Raw genomic sequence first — 19929 nt, forward strand, 5'->3', positions numbered from 1 at the left:
GCGAAGAATACACGGAACTACCCCCCTTTATATGGCAACCAATGTATACGTTTTTGTCACTAAATCAAAGCGTTAATCTTGACTGAACCAAAGCCATATTTAACCAAAATGTCATAATTGTGCCTTTATTATTGTCTATGATGGCGTTGTATCAGGAACAATTAAAAATGGTTGGAGCCTAGCATCTATGCCTATGCAATATTATGAAGACAATGCATTACAACTCGCCAAAGTGTATCAATCATATCGCTTTGAGCTGCTACATGCCTCTTGGCTAAAATTTGTGACGCCATTGATGTCTGAAACAGGTCTGAAGTTCCTGGATATCGGTGCCGGCGCTGGCAGAGATGCCCGGTTTTTTGCTGAGAAGGCAGAAAATGCGGAAGTGGTTGCGGTAGAGCCCGTATGTTCGTTAAACCGTTTAGGGCAAGCTTACACCCGCGATATGCCGGTTAACTGGTATCAGGATGAGTTGCCCTGTTTGTACAAAGTACGTAAGAACCATGCTGCCTTCGATGTGATTTTGGTCAGTTCGGTGTTTAACTATTTGCAGTCCAGTTCCGGCCAGCAGGCAATGCTGACCTTACGCACTTTGCTGAACCAGCATGGTTTGCTGGCTATTAAACTGCGCCATTGTGATGATGAGGAAGCACTTAAAGTGCGCGGCATGCAAAATTGCTCGGTTGAGTATATTCTTGATATTGCACAAAAGGCAGACTTGCATTGTCTTGAGGTAACTGAACCGGAAGAGGATGCACAGGGCAGAGCCTCTGTCACTTGGCAGACGCTGCTATTTAAACCTGCTTAATAGATAAATTAATCCTGTTCAATTGATAAAATCTCCTGGCTGTTACTGCTTGACCAGGCTTGCTCGGCTGCTTGTTGCTGGGTGAGCCAGCGGTAAGCCAGATGCTCTCCTGGCGCCAGCCGTACTTCGCAACCACTCGGCACACAGACACTGAATACGTACTCAGTGTTAACAGTCGCACCTGCGACATATCGGTGCCGCCACTGTTCTCTGATGGTGTACTGATTGCACTTTTGGTGATCTTTGATAGTGACCCCAAGCGCCTTTGCATCAATGCCTGTTTCTTCCAGTAACTCTCTGTAAGCCGTTTCAATCGGCAACTCTCCGGGATCAACGCCACCCGTCACAGATTGCCAGAAACCGGGATCATCTGCGCGTTGTAGCAGTAAAAATTCGTTGTGAGTAGTATAAATGACGACAAGAACGGAGTGAGGTAGTCTGAGTGTCATAAGTGGCCGCTGTACTATTTTTACTAAATTTACCCAAAAGTAAGTCAGTTTGGCAAGTACAAGGTTACAGGCAAAAAAAAAGGCAGGAAACATCCTGCCCAACCTCCAATAGCAACAAAACTGTGCCAGGAAATACCCAATAAACCAACATCCTTGTTGGTAAGCTCTACTTCTCGGGAGTTCATTTGGAATGACTCGTGTGATAAGCCATGCCCTAAGGAACGACTTCATGCTATCGCAGTGTTTTCCAAATGTAAACACATAAATGAGAAAATTCATATTAATATTTTAATATTGTGTGTTTTTGTCTATTTTTTATCAGTAAAATTATGGTCTTCCTGTTCTGTGTATGATTCGGGTAAAAATGGCGCTTTCTTTTGTTGTTAACATTTGTGTTTTTTTTGTGTGTATTTTGGGGTGTTTTTTGACCGAATTGCATTAATGATAGTCAATCAGAGTTCGGTGTGTTCTCTGGTATATTAATTGTATCTGTACCATGCTTAATAAGATTGCAATTAGGTGTCACTGATTTATGCTCACAAGCTTGTTGTTTTCCGCTGCCGTCACTTTAACACCTGCGGAGTTGTTCAAAACGTTAAACCAACTAAAAGACCTGAATGGCAAAAACCCAACGCGGGCGGTCGCTCTGTTTCGAGAGGTATATGACAAGCTGCCTGAGGAGCCGAGTAAAGGGCTATTGCAAGTTTATCTTGCCGGACTGGAGTCGAGTGTGCGCTCACATGACTCAGCATCTGTGTCAGGTATAATCAACCAACTGAGTAAAGATCAGTGGCAGAGCTATCTGCATGGAGAACACATTCATGTTATTGGCTCTTTAGCCGTATATCACAGGCATATGCACGACTACCAGTATGCGCAGCTGCTCAACGAGTGTGCGTTGAATTATGTAACAGATGATAAGCAGTACGCTCGGATTGCGAACAATCTGGCGGTGGTTTATCGCTTTACAGGTCAGCATAAAAAAGCCACTGGCATACTTAAAGACGCGATGATGCTTTCAGAAGACAGAGAGATCATTGCCAACATCAAGAACAACCTGGGTAATCTGTATTTTGATAGCAATAGTTATCGAAATGCCCAGCTGATGTATATCCGGGCATTTTTATTTCACTCAGAAACTGAACAATTTGGTCATGCCGCTGGTACGGGCCTGAATTTACTGAATACACAAATTCATTTACGTGACTGGGGTGGGTTTATGCGCTTTAAAACATCCGTCGCGACTCAGATAAATGCCAGTGGGCAGGCTGTTTTTAATGACTTCTATCGGTGGCAACTGGCAGTATTCGACACTGTGGTTGAATCACGGGTACTGGAATCGGATATGCGGGACAAATTAATGGCCTCAATGCCGACACTGATCAACTCAGAACTAACACCTTCTATCGATCTTTATGTTCAGTTACTGGCAAATAAAGCCATTGCCGATGCCTGGTCTGCTGCAAAGGCAAAACAGCAACCCGAGCAAAATGATAAACCAGTTACAGCAAGGATTTCGTTGCGTCGTTGGTGTGGTCAGGTTGAAAGTACACCCGGCCGAAATAGGGTGGCAGCGTTTTGGTAATAAAAATTTAAATTTGATAAGTTGTAAAAATATGGTTAATAATTAAGTTCCCAATTTCATATCAAACCTGATATGGAAGGGGCTATTACACATGTAAAGGAACTTAATTATGCGAACACTACACGCTTTATTGGCTATCAGTGCAGTCACTGTGACCACACTGATTCAGGCCGCAATCCCCTACAACAACACACGTTACGAATTCACTCAGCCAAATGGTCAGACTGTGACCCTGTATCTGCAAGGTAATGATTACTACGCAGAGCAAAGGACCGCGGACGGTCGCCTGGCTGTTTACGATCCATCACTCAAAGGCATGGCTTATGCTAAGGTCAGTGCGGATGGCGCAACGCTGGTTTCAACTGGTCACCTAGTTGAGGAACTGCACTCTGTTCATCGCCTTACTGTCAGTGAACCACAGACAGGCCTCAGTGACGCCGCGAAAGCTGCGTTAGTGACATCAAAACGCGCGCAAATGCTGGGCAGCGATAAGCTCTCTCGTTCATCCACGATCCGTACGCAGGGGGGCGAAGAGATCAGCGGTCAGGTGAAGGGGCTGACGATCATCATCGATTTTCCGGATGAACGGGGTAGCATTTCCAAAGCGCAGGTAGAGCGCTTTTTAAACGATTTAAATTACAATGAGTTTGGTAATGCGCAGTCGGTGAGGGGCTACTTTCGATCTGTATCAGGCGATAAGCTGGATTACACCAACACGGTGACACAGTATTACACCGCGAAAAAGAACAAAGCGTATTATGCCGATTCCAGCCTGAGCTCGACGGTTCGTTCTCAGGAGCTGATCAATGAAGCATTACAATGGCTCGAATATCAGCAGGGGTTTGATTTTTCTCAGCTGACCACCAACAGCAGTAATCAAATTCGTGGTCTGAATATCTTCTATGCTGGTGACTCGGACAGCGCCTGGTCGAAGGGGTTGTGGCCCCACATGGCCAGACTCAGTCCGCGTTTTTGTGCCGATGGCGTCTGTACTGATCGCTACCAGATCACAGATATGCGCGCTAGCCTGGCGATCGGCACGTTTGTTCATGAATCGGGTCACTTAATTACCAACTGGCCAGACTTGTATGATTACGATGGTAGCTCTGAAGGATCCGTTGCCAGTTTTGGTGTTATGGGATACGGCGCCATTGGCACAACCAATCGCTATAAACCAACGCCGCCAGTGGCGCATTTCAGAGCCATTGCTGGCTGGGACACAGTAACAGAATTAAACCCCGCGATTAACGCCAATGCACCATCTGGCCGGCTAAGTCATACCTCAGACAGCGGCACTTCTTATAAATGGACGAATCCGGCCAACAGTAACGAAGCGTTTTACATCGAAGCCATTCACAAGTCGGGGCAAAACTCAGAACAACTCGATCAGGGACTGGCTGTGTGGCATGTCGACAGTCGTGGCAGCAACTCCAATGAATGGTATCCGTACATTCAGATGGAGCATGGTGACGGCAATCGGGACCCGGAATACAAACGCAATCGTGGTGATGGCAGCGACCTATTCGATGTAGCAGGAGAATTTACCCAGGCTTTACCTAATGCACAAACGTCTCGTGGTACCAATGCGCTGTGGTGGAACGGCAGTGATTCCGGACTCAGGATCCGTGACATTTCCGATCCGGCACAAACCATCTCTTTCACTATCGAATCGACCACACAACCTGAACCGGATACTTACACAGGCACTTTGAGCGATAAGCAAAGTGCGATTGAACCAAATGGCACCTGGTTTCAGTATGGCGGTGGAACCATAGGCTTGTCGTTAAGTGGTCCGGCGAGTGCTGATTTTGATTTAAAAATAGAGAAGTGGCTCAATGGCCGTTGGCAACAGGTTGCCATTTCCGAATCACCCACTTCCACGGAGTCGATCAATTACAGTGCATCATCTGGTTATTATCGTTTTGTGGTCTATTCCTACTCAGGCGCGGGCAGCTACACACTTCGTGTAAGTAAATAGACGAAAAGAGGTAATTAGACGTGTCTGGGAAAACTGGCCAGGCACGTCCGCGCTTAGTCGGCCGTATTGGGTAAAAAAACCGCATAGTTTTACCATGACTTTGAAATCTCGGGCTATGCTTAACACAGCAATATAAAATGCTGTAGGAGCGATACCACTTCGTGTCTAGTGTTTTGCCATATCCTGGGCGAGTACTTCTGACTACTTATCTGATGTAAGTGTTTTACTTGTATTACTAAGACACTTGTATCGCTGCTAGCAGCAGAGCGAAAGCCTTACACTGGCGAGACATGTCAGCGATTTGGTAGCTGTCGTACTCCAGGGATATATAGCACTTGAGAACTTTACCGTCAGATAGAACAAGGTGAAATCATGTGCAACTCCTCGCTCAGAGCCCCATCTTTGCTATTGCGGGCTCTGTCTATACTACTCTGTCCGGCTCTGGTCGTGGCTGAAACACCCACCGATACCCAAAGCAATGAGCAAAGCGCCATCGAGACCATCACAGTAACGGGCTCGCGGATTAAACGCTCTGTCCAGTCAGAGAGCGCATCTCCTATATCAAGTACTGAGCTGAGTGACCTGACGGATATTGGTGCCAATAATGTCAGAGATCTCATCGAAGTATTGCCGTTTAATGCAGGCTCGCAAAACAACTCAGATAATTTGTCGCAAAACTTCACCGCGGGCACCTCGAACGTCAACCTCCGGGGGCTGGGTGTATCTTCTACGCTGGTGCTGCTAAACGGTATCAGGCAGGTCACATCCGCAGTGGTAACCGATCAGGGCGCAAGCTTTGTTGATACCGCCTCCCTGGTGCCAACCCTGGCGATCAAACGAGTTGAAATACTCAAAGATGGCGCATCTGCTATTTACGGCTCTGATGCGGTTGCCGGGGTTGTGAATTTTATCACCCGTGATGATATGGAAGGCACTGAGATCCAGTATGAGTATCGGACACGCTGGAGCGATGGAGATCAGGAGGACACCAAAATAGACTTTGCCCATGGGGGTTATGTTGGCGACACCGGTCACATGCTTTTTGCTGTCAGTTTTCTTGAGCGTTCCAGCTTATTACTCGACGAAGTAGATTGGTTACAGCCTGCAACCAGTAGTTTCGGTAATCCCGGCAGTTTCGTTATTCCTTCTCTTGCCGACGAGAACAATCCCAACGGCCTGACGGTTGCAGATCCAAACTGTGTGCAAAATGGTGGGATTTTCTCCGAAGGGTCGAATGGCAACTCGTTTTGCTTGTTTGATTTTGGCCCGCAGATCACCGCAGTGCCGAACGAAGACAGATTGCAAGCTTACGCTCGTGCATCCTGGGACTGGAGCGATACAACACGCTTATGGGCTGAGTTTGGTTATGCAAGAAATAAAATAACCCGGGAAGTGTCGCCCAGCTTTCCCGTACTTAATGCGCCCAGCGTGCTGGCCAGTCACCCCGATAACCCCTACGGCGAAGATATTTTCTTCAGAGGTCGCCCTTATGGTGTGGGGAAACCGACCGAAATCAATTACTACGATCATACTACATCGCGCTTTGCGATGGGCGGAGATGGTGAATTAACCGAAGGTATTTACTGGCAGTTTTCGTTTGTTGCGGCTGCGAACGACGCCATACTGAACCCCAGAGATGTGATCACAGATAACTTCCAGGCTGCCTTACATGGTTTCGGGGGGGCAAAATGCAGCGGAGCCTCTCAGGCTGGGCAGGGCGAGTGTTTCTATTTCAATCCTTTTGATCCGAACGACCCTGACAACGAGCGGCTGAGAGACTATATCATCGGTGACTATATAGGCGACGCTGAATCAGAAATGCGTGTCTATGAACTGGTCATAACTGGCGAATCTTTGTTTGAAGTGGGCGGAGGCGATGTAGGGTACGCGCTTGGCATGCAGTATCGCGATGAATCTATCAATAATGTCTACGACTCTTTCACTCAGCAAGATAGCTTTGCTTTTTTGATTGGCAACCAGAATTTTTATGGGGAACGTGACGTAAAAGCGCTGTTTGCTGAAGTCCTTGTGCCAGTGACACTCGACTTAGAAATAGGTGCAGCTGTACGCTACGAAGATTATGGCGAGTTTGGCGGTGACACTACCAATCCAAAGGTCTCCTTCTTGTGGCTGGCCAATGATATGTTTTCGTTCAGGGGAACCTATAGTACTTCTTTCAGAGCGCCTTCTGTGCATCAACTTCAGGGCGTACAGACAAACTTTGCCAATATAACTGATCCTGAAGACGGGTCCACAACCTTTGGCGGCAACAGAACTGTGGGTGATCCTGATTTGGTGCCAGAAACCTCGCAGGCGGTTAACTTAGGTTTGTCATTCTCCGTTGATGAGCTGTCTGTGGATGTTGACTATTGGGACTTTTCTTTTGAGGATGTGCTAACACGAGAGAGTCACCAGGCAGTGGTCAATGCCAATCCTAATGACCCAAGCCGGGTGATCCGCACCTCTGCCGGTACTATTTCCATCGTCAATACCAAATTCATCAATGCTGAGGCCATTGATACTTCTGGTTTGGACATCAGCGCCACCACCCTTTATCGCACCGATATGGGGGATTTCAGGCCACAACTTAAAGCCACCTATTTGCTGAGCTACGATTTGATGGATGCATCTGGTAACACCAGCGACGGACTGGGCCAGCTCAACCGAAATACGGTGGGCAATCCGGCACCACGTTTAAGGGGAAGCATAGGTCTGAACTGGTCTGATGGTGAGCATAGTGCCAACGTATACCTGCGTCATGTAGCCAGCTATGAAAACGACGTCAGTGGGGAGTCTATTGGCTCTTTCAATACCCTTGATTTGCAATACAGTGTCAATCTTGGCGAGGTTATCAGAGATGACTCCGAAACCCGGCTTATTGCAGGAGTCGTCAATGCAACTGACGAGGATCCACCCTTTGTGAGTATTGCGGGCAGCTATGACCCCAGAACCGGCGACCCAAGAGGGCGTCGGGCATACATTAAGATTCAGCTGAGTTTTTGAACTATGGCCAGGTGTTTACACAAGTCACTGTATCGGTCTCACTACTCAGTTGCTGGTTGGGTGATACAAACCGCGCGACGAGAGACGGAGTAACTATGACCTGCCGGGTGTTACTTCACTTCGTTGCATTGTTGTGTTTGCTGGGGGCCAGTGTACCCGAGGAGCGTGTAATCAAACTCGTGACGCTGGAATACCCACCCTATGAGTTTCAGGGGAAAAATGGTCCCAGTGGCATTGCCGTTGAACTGGTTCGGGAAGTGTTCAAACGCATGGAGCAGCCCTATACGATTGAAATTTTACCCTGGGGCAGGGCCATCAGAGAAGTCGAAACGGGACGCTACGATGGTATTTTCACTATTTATAAAACTCCGCAACGACTCAAGTTTTTAGATTACGCGGACGAAGTATTGATAGATCAGTCTATTGCGCTGTTTACCCTGAGGAAAAATAATATTCATTTCGATGGTCGGCTCAACTCTCTGGCACCTTACCGGATAGGTGTGATGCATAAAGTAAGCTATGGATCTGAGATCGATAAGGCCATCCGCACCGGCGTATTTGAGAGTGTGGTGACGACAGATACAGGTCGCAGGAGCTTTGAGCTGCTGCTTGCCGGCCGTGTTGAGGTGGTGATAATCAACAAACTGGGAGCGCTTGAGATCATCAAGCTGCTTGGCATTGAAGAGCTAGTTGCTGAAGTCCCCAGCTATCGCTACGAGATACCAAGCTTTATCGCATTTTCTATGGCTAAAGCCCTGGATAAAACCAGGCTGGAAGTTGAGCAAACGCTGCGGGAAATCAAAAAAGACGGGACGTACGATAAAATCCTGCGGGAGTATCTTAAACACTACAACAAGGAAGAATCCATATACGATACGTCGCCGCAAACCGGCAAAGACGTCGAAGAGCGCTCCTAGAGCAGCGCAATAAAGAGGCCGAACAGCATGAAACTCAAAATAAAATCCAGGCTCATCTTGTTGTCATTGATCCCTGTGATCATCATCTCATCGGTTGTGACCCTGATTACTTATCTTGAGGCCAAAAAACTCAATGAGGTGCAGGTTGACCTGAGCCGTAAAGAGATGATGCGGATGAAACGCGTTGAGCTCAAAGCGTATCTGGAAATTGCCAAATCAGCATTAACTCCTTTGATGCAAGGCGACCATCCACAATCAGATGCCATTGCACTCCTTAAGAACATTAAGTTCAGTGGCAGTGGCTATTTGTTTGGCTTTAAACCCGACGGTACGCGGGTTATGCAGGGAGACAGTGAGCAGGGAATTGGTAAAAACTTTATCGATTTACAAGACAAAAGAGGCAATTATCTGGTACGAGATATTATTAATTCTGCAAAAACAGGTGATGGCTACTCCGTTTACTATTTTCCCAAGCTGGGTCAGACTGAGCCTCTGCCCAAGCTGGCTTATAGTATCTATATTGCCAAATGGGACCTGGTCGTGGGCACGGGCTTTTATACCGATGATGTCGATGCATTGGTTAAGTCAATGCGAGATAAGAATGAAATCCAGCTTTACGAGAGCATCACCAATATCTTGTTGTTCACGCTAGTAGTATCCGTTGGCGTTGCAGCCCTGGGCCTGATCATCAGTAAGAGCATTACAGTACCCTTATCTAAGTTTGAAGACACCATCCATATTTACGCGGCAAGAGATGCCGATTTAACGGTACGCATTCCGGATTTTACCGTTCCTGAGTTTGACAGTCTGAGTCGGGATTTTAATATTTTCTTAGGACAGCTTCACGAATTAATCAAAAAGGTCGCTAAACTGACCAATGAGGTTGTTGATGAAACCCAGCAAATCTCTTCGGCCTCCGGAAATATCAATTCCATTTTGCTTCGCCAGCAGTCAGAAACCGAGCTGATTGCGACGGCAATGACGCAGTTAACAGCATCGGCAGAAGAAATCTCGCGCAATGCCAACGAGGCAGCAAACTCAGCTAAAAATGCCGATGGCAGTGCCAAAGATACCCGTCACTCTGTTGATGAAGCGATGAACTCGGTGAATACTTTAGCGCAAAAGCTGGATGAAGCCAGTGGTGTTATCTCTAAACTGGAAGGGGATGTTCAGGGGATCTCCGGGTCTTTATCTATCATTCAGGAAATTGCTGAGCAGACCAACCTGCTGGCGCTGAATGCAGCCATTGAAGCGGCACGCGCGGGAGAGCAGGGGAGAGGGTTTGCCGTGGTTGCCGATGAAGTGAGAGAGCTGGCTACCCGGACACAAAAAAGTGCAGCTCAGATCCTGAGTGTGATTAACACGCTGACAGACGGCTCAAAAGAAGCGGTGCGTGCCATGGATTCGAGCAAAAGCTACAGTGCCACCACCGTTGACAAGGCTGCATCTGCAGCCGAGTCGCTCAAGCAGATAGTGCTGTTTATCAATGAAATTATGAATGTGAATGAACACATTGCCGATGCGACGAAAGAGCAAAACATCGTAGACAAAGAAATATCGGAGCGGACGGAGTCCATTTCGCAGCACAGTAAAGAGTCTGTCTCAATCGGTACCGAAAACTTAGCGATCAGCACCAATCTTAGCGAAAAAGCGGCAGAGCTGGCAGCCATCGTGAATCGTTTCAAAATTTAAGTGAGGTGAGTTAAGTGGATACCAAAGTACCTGTCAGGAAAGCGTGAACCATGCTAAAGAAAATACAAAACCTGGGGCCGGGTGTGATTGTGACCGCAGCCTTTATCGGACCCGGCACAATTACCGCCTGTACGTTGGCTGGCGCTCAATTTGGATATGCTTTGCTGTGGGCATTGGTGTTTGCAACCATAGCAACGATTATTTTGCAGGAAATGTCGGCTCGGGTGGGAATCGTGACACAAAAAGGATTGGGCGAGGTGATCCATGAGTCGTTACGAGAATCTGTCTGGAAATGGCCGCTCTTTGCTTTGATTATTGTGGCTATCTGTATTGGCAACGCCGCCTATGAAGCGGGTAATTTGGTGGGCGCTGCGCTGGGTATTGAGGCTATTTCTACCCCAGGTAAGTGGGTATTCAGAGGATCAATTATTGCTTTAACTGCCCTTGGTGCGGTGATTTTAATGCTCGGAACCTATAAGCAAATTGAGCGTATTCTCATCGCGCTGGTCTCGATTATGGCGCTGGCATTTGTGGTCACTTTCTTTTTGGTGGGCCCAGATCTGACAGCGTTGTTCAAAGGATTGGTGACACCTCAGTTACCTGAAGGGTCTTTACTTACAGTCATCGCGCTGATCGGAACAACGGTGGTGCCCTATAATTTATTTTTACATGCGTCAGCGGCAAAAACGCATTGGTCGGATCCTAACGATATTCCTCAAGCGCGTACTGATACCGCAATTTCAATTGGTCTGGGTGGCCTGATTGCGATATTGGTGACGTCAACGGCTGCAGCCAGCATTTTTACGCTTGGCCTGAGCGTCAATAACGCCGTGGATATGGCCAAGGTGTTTGAGCCCTTGTTTGGAAGTTTGTCTAAATACCTGCTGGGCGTTGGGCTTTTTGCTGCGGGGTTGAGCAGTGTGATAACCGCGCCATTGGCAACCAGTTACGTAGTATCTGAGCTGCTGCAGTTGAACACTGAGGTGGATGGCAAAGCATTTCGTCTGATCAGTGTGACTATTATAGGGATTGGGGCAGTGCTTTCAATGGCTAATATAAAACCCATAGAGATCATTTTACTGGCCCAGTTTGCTAACGGACTATTGTTGCCGATTATTGCCGGTTTCCTGCTCTATGTTATGAATAATACGCGGATGTTAGGGCAATACTCAAATACGCGCGTTTCAAATATTCTAGGATCTTCAGTGCTGATTTTCACTGCAATGCTGGGCATTCGGTTAATAGGAAAGTCACTGGGCTGGATTTAACACCCAATAACTTTTGTTTGAACCGCTATAATTGCACGCGGTTTAAACCTGTCATTTTTTGTGCAGCCATAGTAATCATCATTGTGATGATTAAAAGGCCGCTTAATGCCAGCGCGACAGTATCGCATTTTTGCCTGTAACCTCTTTAAATACATGGCAAAGATAAACGATGCTGTCGGCTTCTGTTGCAAAATTATTGGGCAAGCTGTGTTTTTAAGTATGTCACGGCGGCTTCCAGTTGGTTATCTTGCTGTGCTCTTACACTGTCAATAGTTCTGGGGACCAGCATGTCTATTTCAACGCCTGCGTTTATAAGGGGGTCACCATTGAGGCGGTTAGCGAGCATATTGGTGAAAACAAAGATGTGCTCCAGGGCCAGCTGATGTGAGAAGTTAAAAAAGTCTGCTTCAAAGATCTCTCCATTAATACCGGATGTCGGTTCGCCGAGTACTTTCAGGCCACCGCTTCGCGCAAATACCAAAGCATGCTCATTTTGACTCTGGCTTTCCCGTGAAGCCAGAACTATCGCTGGAATGTTTAAAGAGTTGCTATCGACACGAATAGTCTGTGACAGGTTTTGTACGAGAGTGTCGCTCTGATCTGGGGCGCCCTGCCAAAAATAGGTGAGTGTGTTGTTAATGGCATCACGTTGGATAAACCAACTCAGCACGCCTTGCCAACCATGCCAGCTGGTTGGGTATTGCCGTAAATCTAGTACCACCGCTTTGGCATCACTCAACTGGGCTTTCAGGTCTCCAAGGGCTTGTTGTTCGACATTGTAGACATTGACCCGATAAATATTATCACCCAGGTGCTCAAGTATATCGCGGCTCGTTGGTACGTATCGCATGCCGTTGAACGTGAGCAAACCTTCGAGCTGTATCGGTGTGACAGTTTGCTGAATCTCGCTGCCATCTGGTTTTTTGAGCTGATACACAATGGGCGCATCAGATTTTTGATACAGGTGCTTTCGTGCTACCCAGTTAAGCCGGTGTAATTGATTTCGCAGTGAAGTGGTTGCGCGGCTTTGCAGATAAGCTTGAACAGGTTCTCCATCAATTGAGATGATTTCGTCGCCTATCTCAATATTTGACGTATTTTTTTCTTCTGTCCGGGTGATCACCGCTTTCCCTTCAACAAGCTCGAACAGGAAGGGCATATAGTAACGATAAGGCTGGCGCTCAGGATCCGGCAACGCGATCGAAAGGTGATTGTCATTGAGTTTTGTGAACTCAGAGAATATTTGAGACTCTCGCTGAGTATGACTGGGTTCAGTACAGGCTGTGAGGAGTGGCTTTAAACTCTGTGACCAGTTGACTTCTACCTGTTGAAAGTAAGGCCAGAAGTGCTGGATCATAGCCCACATACCAGAAACCGTAGCCATGCATATTTCCGGTTGCGCGAACGCTTCTTCCAGTTGCCAGCGACCTAACCGGGAGAATGTTTCACCTGATAACGTCGTCTGCACAGGCAGGTACAAAGGGAAATACAAGGTTTGCTGATCATAGGCTTGCGTTGTATATGGGTTACTTGGCAGATACACCCGATTACTTAGTGAAGCATAGGTGCCCGACAGTAAGTTTCTGTCATAGGTGACCTGAGAAAAGGGCGCATTTTGCTGCCAGGCTGCAACCTGAGTTTGTTGCTCTAATGCAGGTAACTGATTTTGCGCGGTTGTGATGTATGGTGCTATTTGACGCAGTAGCTCAATTCCTTTATCTGAGCGTTCAGCCTCATTGGTCTGGCTTAATTCGACAATACTCTCAGCAATAAAAAGCGGCCAGTCTGAATCCCTAACCTCTTCAGAGGGATAAAAATATTGCACCGAATGTGCGAGAGTTACAAAGTCCTCTATGTCGTCTATCAGGATTTCATTGAATGTTACGGCAGGACGGGGCTGAGGCGCGCTGGGCAGACGCGTGTTATCGGGTGGTGTTCCCTGACTGACTTCGGAGGAAGTATTTTGATTTTCACTATTTCCGCCGCCTCCACAGGCTACCAGACAGAGGCTTATACATATAAAAAACAGCTGACGTCGCATGATGCATTTTCCTTGTTTTTATCTTTATCAGGTACGAAGCTAGCGTTAATTTGAACGTATGTAAACCACCACTCAGGGATTGATCTTTGAGAGCATCAGGTCACTGTCGGTGTTTTTCCAGTGCGAATAATAATAAATAAGGGCGTTTTGCCCGGTATAGAAAGCACTGCTCACAAACTGGGCTGAATCAGGCAGCGGCCGCTGAGTAAGCAGGGTGAGCTGGTGGTTAAACTCAAGCAGCTGAGGAGTATCCGAAGCCGCTATCTGTACCAGAATACGCTCACCCACGGAGAAGGCGTGGCGTATTTTTCCGCTTTCGGGTTGCCAGCTATGCCCGGCAGATGTACTGAGTGTATTATCGTGCCAATATACTTGTAACTTCGAGTCTGCATAGACAAGGTGCCCAGAGCCGGGCAGCAACTTCACGTCACCGGAGTCGATTTCATAGCTCACTATATTGGCTTGCCCGGCATCGGCAAGGTAAAGCACCCCGGACTCTGATTGTTCAGAGGTTTGCCAGTATTCGACTCTGCTGATCTTTTGCCCAACAGCTAACTCTGAAAGCTCACGCGTAGCCGGGGTATACTCATAGACCTTGTTGTCAGCAGCAAACACCAGCCGGTTATTTGATGGATGCCAGATAGCGCGTGAAATAAAATCTTCTCTGAGAGGGTTAGAAAAAATAACGTCGGGGTGGGTGTGGTGATCTGTCAGATAAAGCTGAGGGTAACCGCTGCGGTTCGAAACAAATACCACACGACGGCCGTCAGGTGACACTGAGGCAAGGTAGTCTTCATACTTACTGTCAATGAGCGCTGTGTCAGGATTACGGCTGCTAAACACCTTGATATTCTGACGCACCTGAGTGCTGAGAAGCTTGTCCTGAAAAATGTCCGCATTGGCGACGCCTGTAGATAAATCATGCTCAATAGGCACGAGCTGGTTATCGGCTGAGAGTGTAAATATTTCAGGCTTTAAGCTGTCCAGCAACACCAGCGTTTGCAAGCGCTCAGCCCATGCCAGTTTATAGAGTCCATCAAGTTCTGAATGTACGGGGGAGACAGTTTTGAGCTCAGGTTCAATCTTCGCCAGTGTGCTGTTGGATTTATGTTCAAACAATGAAATATAAAGGGCATCAGGTGCAGTGGCCAGGTCCACCACTCTTTGTGTTTCAGACAGGGGCATCAACGTCGTTAACTCAAAGCTGACTAAGTTGAGCTGCACAATCGCGGTGCCCAATCCGCCGATTTGATCAGAAGACAACGTATTGTTTAATTGATGTGCAACAAAATAGAGCGCAGAGCCGGGCCCCTTATGCAGGTGGCTAATATCACTCAGATGCTCGATTGTCGGGAGGCTTTGCTGAGATTGAACGCCAGATTGTGTTAGCGTATATCTTGTCAGCTTTACTCCATCAGAATCTGCCAGTGCAACTATCAGTTGCTCGTTCGTAAGCCATATAAAATCGCGGATCTGATTATCGGTTACGTACAGGTCCTGAGTCGGCTTTTTAAGTTTCCTGACAATCAGGTTAGTTTGTTTATCAATCCCCTTGCGCAGAAAGGCAATGGCCTCCCCATCAGGCGAAAACTGACCTCCAAACTCAGCCTCAGAAGTGAAGGTAAACGGTTGGGTCGAGGAGATAGATGCCGCTGGTTTGGAATAAATATAAGTAATAATAACAGAGAGTAACAGGGAAACTGTGATTGCATATATGATTGCTCTGGACGGTATTTCAGAGCGGGTTTTGGGCTGTGAAATTCTGGCTTCCAGGCTGTAACCCTGTTTGGCATGAGTAAAGATGATCTTGGGTGACTTGCTGCTGTCCCTGAGCGCCTTTCTTAGCAGTGCGATCAGACGTTGTAACGAACTGGGTGAAAAAACACGACCGGGCCAGACTGCTTCATACAGGGTCTCTTGTGCAACCACTGTGCCGGGCTTTGCAGCAAGTACACATAATAAGGCCATTGCTTTTGGTTCCAGCGTGTTAACACCGTCCGGGTGCTGCACCTGATTACGCAGAGGGTCAATGACTATGTCGTTTATTGCAAAAGCGTTAGTGAGTTTTTCCATGTTTAACTTATTGATTTATATGACCTAAGAAATTCCTAAGGTAAAAATTAGGGCGACTGCATCGCCCCTGTATGTGCTTCATGCTCTATTGCGCTACGCAGTCGGTGTGAATGGCCAAACCGGAATTTGCCCCCATTAGGTGCTTTCGTGCATTCACATCATTGCACCTGTTTGTGTACTCATGCGGATGAGTATTTAAGCGCTTTTTAATAATAAATACAATGGAGTAAATGGAAATGAAGCAAGTTTGCTTAGTACTATTGTTACTTTTGTCTGGCGTATCCTGGAGCAACGACAGAGACATAGAGATACCGATCAGTTCAAAGGTGTTCAAACAACAACGGATAGTGCATATCTCTTTGCCAACGGGCTATTTTAGCAGGGAAAACAAAGCGCGGCGCTATCCGGTGCTTTACCTGACCGATGCCAGCGCACAGTTAGAGCATGCTGCCAGTATGATCCATTACCTGCAAGGTGGTATTTCTGAGATGATAGTTGTAGGGATTGAAACGCGTTCTCGAAGTCGGGATTTGAGTCCGTACGGGGATAACGGGCAGGTTATCACTAATCCGGAGCAACATCAGCTACTTGCCTTTATTCGCACTGAGGTTATGCCGCTTGTCGAACAGCGCTATCGAACCAACTCATTCGATTTACTCAGCGGGCACTCTCTGGGCGGCTTATTTACCTTGTACAGTATGTTGTCGGCTCCAGAATTATTCGATGTCTACATTGCGCTATCACCGGCTTTGGGCTGGGGGAGTAGTAATTTCCTGCCTTTTGTTGAACAGCACCCACAACGACTAAAGCTGGATAAAACGCTCATTATCTCGACGGAGGGGGATACACCGTTCGAACAACAAATTCCGAACTTTATTCGCCTGAGAAAGAATCTGGATGCACATGCCGGACCCAAGCTGAACTGGCATGCTGATATCTATGAGGCAGAAGATCATATGACCATAGCACATATTGGCTTGTATGATGCTGTGCGTTACGTTTTTCGTAACTGGTGGATCACCGGTGAGCAGGTCAAAGGAGACAAACGTCAATTTGATAAGCACTATCAGGGATTGTCTGACCGTCTCGGCTATCAGGTGGTGCCTGAGTTTAATGAACTTTGGGGGTTGAGTAATTATCTGGTTGTTAAAGAGTATTTGGAAGAGGCCGAGTACATCGTGAACAAATGGATTGACTATTATCCACACACTGCCGAGCCTTACGGCATGTTGAGCCGGGTGCTGATGGCCAAAGACTCGCCGCAGTTGGCGATAGAAGCAGTAAATAAGGCAATAAACTTGTCTGTGGATGATGCATCTCAGCTGGCCTGGCTAAAAAAGCAAAAGACTAAAATCCAACAAGCATTATGATGTGAGGAAAACAGCCGGAAACCCATCAGATGAGTTACCGGCTGGTGTCAATGCAGAACTCGGTTATTGACACTCATTGACCAGAGTCTTAGTTAAAAACTGATTAACCTGATTTTGTACTTCGCGGTTAAAGCTGTAATGGCCGCCTGGTAATTCAAGGTGTTGATATGGATAAGAAAAATCTGCTTTTTTGAGCGAGGCTATGATCTCTTGTGCCATATAATGAGAGGGCCAGATTTCATCTTGCCTGGCAGAGACCAGCAGTACCGGTCCATTAGTTTTTTCTACCGGGATCCGCGCAGCGTTCAACGTCTTGGTGTCAGCTCTGTCTAGTGCAGCAGAAAATGCGGGTGTGTAACTTCCGGTGACCACGCCCTTTTGCATATGCCAGGAAAGTAACGGTGCATTAACGTAAGGGAGCGGCGATCCGTTAAGCTGCCACCCCGGCTCAGAAGACAGTGTCTTTACAGCGTTCCAGCTAACGTGACTTGGCATAACGGCAACCGCATGGTTGATATGCTCAAAATGACTGGCCAATAGCAGCGCCAACTCAGCCCCTTTTGAGAAGCCATACACGGCAATACAGTTTTTGTTAATGCCCGGATGCTCTGCGAGTTTGCTAATACGGCTGGCGATGTCATCCAGTGGCAGTGAGATCTGCCGTTGCGGTGTGCCCGGCGTGCCATAATAAGCCAAAGAGGCAACCGACATACCGTGCTTATGAAAGCTATCCATGAGCGGTTTAAAATGTGGCTGAGCCAGTGTGTTTCCGCCCTCGCTGCCACCGAGCAGAATGACCAATGGATGAGGCTGACCGTCTTCGATAAAGTGATGCTTTACATCAGGGTCGGTGGACGATGTGCAGGCACTAAGCAGCCCTACCATTAAAATTGGCATTGCAAATTTCATAGAATTTTCCTGTGTTTATTATTGTCAGATATGAAATTGAGTGGACAGGGTCCACTCAAGGGTTAAAGCTGTAATTTTTGGCGAAGGAGTTTGGCCCCACTGCGGCTACTGATCACTTGTTGTTCACTTTGAGTTAATCTGATCAGATAACCTCCGGTTACCCAACGCTCTAAGGCACTAATACTGAGTTTGTTAACTATGGCATTGCGGTGAATGCGAATAAACTCATCGGGCAGGGTGTCCATCAGTTCTTCCAGCGTTAAGTCTATGGGATATGACTGTGTGCCGCTGTAGGCAATGGCATGGCCATGCTCTAATTTAATGACTTCTATCTGGTTTGCTTCTACGCGTGTTACCTTATCGCCCACTTTACTGGTCAGTACGAGAGGGTCGATATTTGGCGAAAGTTGCGCCTGAACCCGAGACAGCGCCAGAGCGAGCCGTTCGTTGGTATAGGGTTTAAGCAGGTAATCAGTTGCGCCCAGTGTAAAAGCATCTACAGCAAACTCGCAGTAGGCCGTGGTAAAAATAATCTGGCCTTTAAAGCCTGCACTTTTTAATTCCTGACTGAGTTGTATTCCATTGAGCCCTGGCAGGTTGATATCAAGAAAAACCAGATCGATAGAATGTTGCCGGAAGCTGCACAAAAAGCTTTCCGGATCCTCACTGTGATAAACAAGCTGATAGTCACATAACTGGGTTAACTGTGCTTTGAGTTTAACAAAGGCAGGCTGTTCATCTTCGATGATTGCAATATTCAGCATGGGAGCTCCTGTAACACAAACTGCGCCCTGGCGCCGCCATTTGGTTGGTTGGAAAGAGTCAGCTTAGTGTTGGCCTCCAGCTCGAGTCTTGACCGGGTGATTGCCAGTCCAAGGCCAGGTTTGACACCGCCAAGTAAAATCTCTGGTCCAAAGCCGACACCATTGTCGTAAACAGCGATAGTGGGGCGGCCAGCAGCAAAGTGCGCATGAATGGTCACGCACAGAGGCCGCCGGTTGCCATGTTTTATGGCGTTTTCAATAAGTGGCTGTAACACCATGGCAGGTATGGGCGCACTTAGCAGCGCTTCATCAATGTCAAATGCCACCTGCAGATTATTGCCAAACCGACATTGCTCGATTTCACACCACTGATGGAGCATCAACAATTCATCCGATAAGGAAACGACGCCAGACGACTGATGGTCCGAAATAGCGTGATTGAGCGAGTAGCGCAGAATCGCTGACAGGTTGTGCACTAGCGTTTCTGCCTGACCCGGGCTGGACTGTACTAAGGCCGCTATAGTATTCAAGCTGTTAAATAAAAAGTGTGGGTTGAGCTGACTGTGAAGTACTTTTATTTCAGCCTGCTGACGCAGCAACTGCTCATCTTTTAAGTGCTTTCGGGTGAGGTAAAATTTAACCAGTAATAGTATTGCGCTGCTCCAGGGCAGAGCGATTATGAGTGCATCGCTAAGCAAAAAGGCAGGTATGCCCAGCAAGTGTGCTCTGAGTGCCCCAAATATCCATCCTCCAGCGACCATGCTCAGATAGAGGGAGGAAAATTGCAGCATCCAGTGCGTTATTTTCGCCCTTTGTATCAGTAAATAGCCCATAATCATGGGTAGCCAGTACATAAAGAGAACGGCACTGATGGACGAAAGAACAACAGGAAGTGAGAGCGCAGCAGCGCGTTGTGCCCAGTCGGTAAAGCTAATAGACAGACTCACCATGGCAATAATGGTTAAGGCGCCGAGCTGCTCATTGCGCTGTAAAGAAACTACTGACATCTCAATCTTCCAGGTAAAAATCGTGTGGACATCTTACCCTAAATCGAGACTCGTGCAGCAATAAG

14 protein-coding genes are annotated in these 19929 nt (G+C 47.4%); 8 read left to right on the forward strand and 6 right to left on the reverse strand.

The window, feature by feature from the left end; all coding sequences use genetic code 11:
- Positions 1-187: 187 nt before the first annotated feature.
- The gene (locus ACXAH1_RS17205) at positions 188-808 is read left to right on the forward strand and encodes a class I SAM-dependent methyltransferase (RefSeq protein WP_475198372.1); all 621 of its coding nucleotides are present in this window, start codon (positions 188-190) and stop codon (positions 806-808) included.
- An 8-nt stretch (positions 809-816) separates the two neighbouring features.
- Here ACXAH1_RS17205 and nudB read toward each other — a convergent pair whose 3' ends face one another.
- Positions 817-1257 (reverse strand): dihydroneopterin triphosphate diphosphatase, encoded by a 441-nt coding sequence (gene nudB, locus ACXAH1_RS17210; protein WP_475198373.1) that lies wholly within the window; start codon positions 1255-1257, stop codon positions 817-819.
- A 532-nt stretch (positions 1258-1789) separates the two neighbouring features.
- On the opposite strand from nudB, the gene ACXAH1_RS17215 reads away from it, so the two are divergent.
- The 6 genes from ACXAH1_RS17215 to ACXAH1_RS17240 all read left to right on the forward strand — a co-directional run bounded on the left by ACXAH1_RS17215 (position 1790) and on the right by ACXAH1_RS17240 (position 11700).
- Positions 1790-2842: a hypothetical protein gene (locus ACXAH1_RS17215; RefSeq protein ID WP_475198374.1), complete on the forward strand. Its 1053-nt coding sequence runs from the start codon at positions 1790-1792 to the stop codon at positions 2840-2842.
- A 109-nt stretch (positions 2843-2951) separates the two neighbouring features.
- On the forward strand, positions 2952-4820 hold the full coding sequence (locus tag ACXAH1_RS17220; RefSeq protein ID WP_475198375.1) for a M6 family metalloprotease domain-containing protein: 1869 nt from the start codon (positions 2952-2954) through the stop codon (positions 4818-4820).
- Positions 4821-5192: 372 nt separating this feature from the next.
- Positions 5193-7823, forward strand: a complete 2631-nt coding sequence (locus tag ACXAH1_RS17225) for a TonB-dependent receptor plug domain-containing protein (protein WP_475198377.1) — start codon at positions 5193-5195, stop codon at positions 7821-7823.
- A 95-nt stretch (positions 7824-7918) separates the two neighbouring features.
- Positions 7919-8740 (forward strand): substrate-binding periplasmic protein, encoded by an 822-nt coding sequence (locus ACXAH1_RS17230; protein ID WP_475198378.1) that lies wholly within the window; start codon positions 7919-7921, stop codon positions 8738-8740.
- A 27-nt stretch (positions 8741-8767) separates the two neighbouring features.
- Positions 8768-10432: a methyl-accepting chemotaxis protein gene (locus ACXAH1_RS17235; RefSeq protein ID WP_475198379.1), complete on the forward strand. Its 1665-nt coding sequence runs from the start codon at positions 8768-8770 to the stop codon at positions 10430-10432.
- Between the two features lie 50 nt (positions 10433-10482).
- On the forward strand, positions 10483-11700 hold the full coding sequence (locus tag ACXAH1_RS17240; RefSeq protein WP_475198380.1) for an Nramp family divalent metal transporter: 1218 nt from the start codon (positions 10483-10485) through the stop codon (positions 11698-11700).
- Between the two features lie 193 nt (positions 11701-11893).
- Here ACXAH1_RS17240 and ACXAH1_RS17245 read toward each other — a convergent pair whose 3' ends face one another.
- Together ACXAH1_RS17245 and ACXAH1_RS17250 are read right to left on the reverse strand one after the other, a co-directional pair.
- On the reverse strand, positions 11894-13741 hold the full coding sequence (locus tag ACXAH1_RS17245) for a S41 family peptidase (RefSeq protein WP_475198382.1): 1848 nt from the start codon (positions 13739-13741) through the stop codon (positions 11894-11896).
- A 72-nt stretch (positions 13742-13813) separates the two neighbouring features.
- Entirely contained in the window at positions 13814-15814 is a 2001-nt protein-coding gene (locus ACXAH1_RS17250) for a winged helix-turn-helix domain-containing protein (protein ID WP_475198383.1), read from the reverse strand.
- Between the two features lie 236 nt (positions 15815-16050).
- Between ACXAH1_RS17250 and ACXAH1_RS17255 the strand changes: the two genes are divergently transcribed.
- The gene (locus ACXAH1_RS17255; protein ID WP_475198385.1) at positions 16051-17184 is read left to right on the forward strand and encodes an alpha/beta hydrolase; all 1134 of its coding nucleotides are present in this window, start codon (positions 16051-16053) and stop codon (positions 17182-17184) included.
- A gap of 63 nt (positions 17185-17247) precedes the next feature.
- Here ACXAH1_RS17255 and ACXAH1_RS17260 read toward each other — a convergent pair whose 3' ends face one another.
- The 3 genes from ACXAH1_RS17260 to ACXAH1_RS17270 form a co-directional block, all read right to left on the reverse strand.
- Entirely contained in the window at positions 17248-18093 is an 846-nt protein-coding gene (locus tag ACXAH1_RS17260; RefSeq protein ID WP_475198387.1) for an acyl-CoA thioester hydrolase/BAAT C-terminal domain-containing protein, read from the reverse strand.
- 62 nt (positions 18094-18155) lie between these two features.
- Positions 18156-18857, reverse strand: coding sequence for a LytR/AlgR family response regulator transcription factor (locus tag ACXAH1_RS17265; RefSeq protein ID WP_475198388.1), 702 nt, complete (start codon positions 18855-18857; stop codon positions 18156-18158).
- Complete coding sequence (locus ACXAH1_RS17270) at positions 18851-19864, reverse strand: sensor histidine kinase (protein WP_475198389.1); 1014 nt, start codon at positions 19862-19864, stop codon at positions 18851-18853. Before ACXAH1_RS17270 ends, ACXAH1_RS17265 begins: the two co-directional genes overlap by 7 nt.
- Positions 19865-19929: the final 65 nt, after the last annotated feature.

The sequence above is a fragment of the Pseudoalteromonas sp. AWH4_217 genome (genome assembly GCF_056161105.1).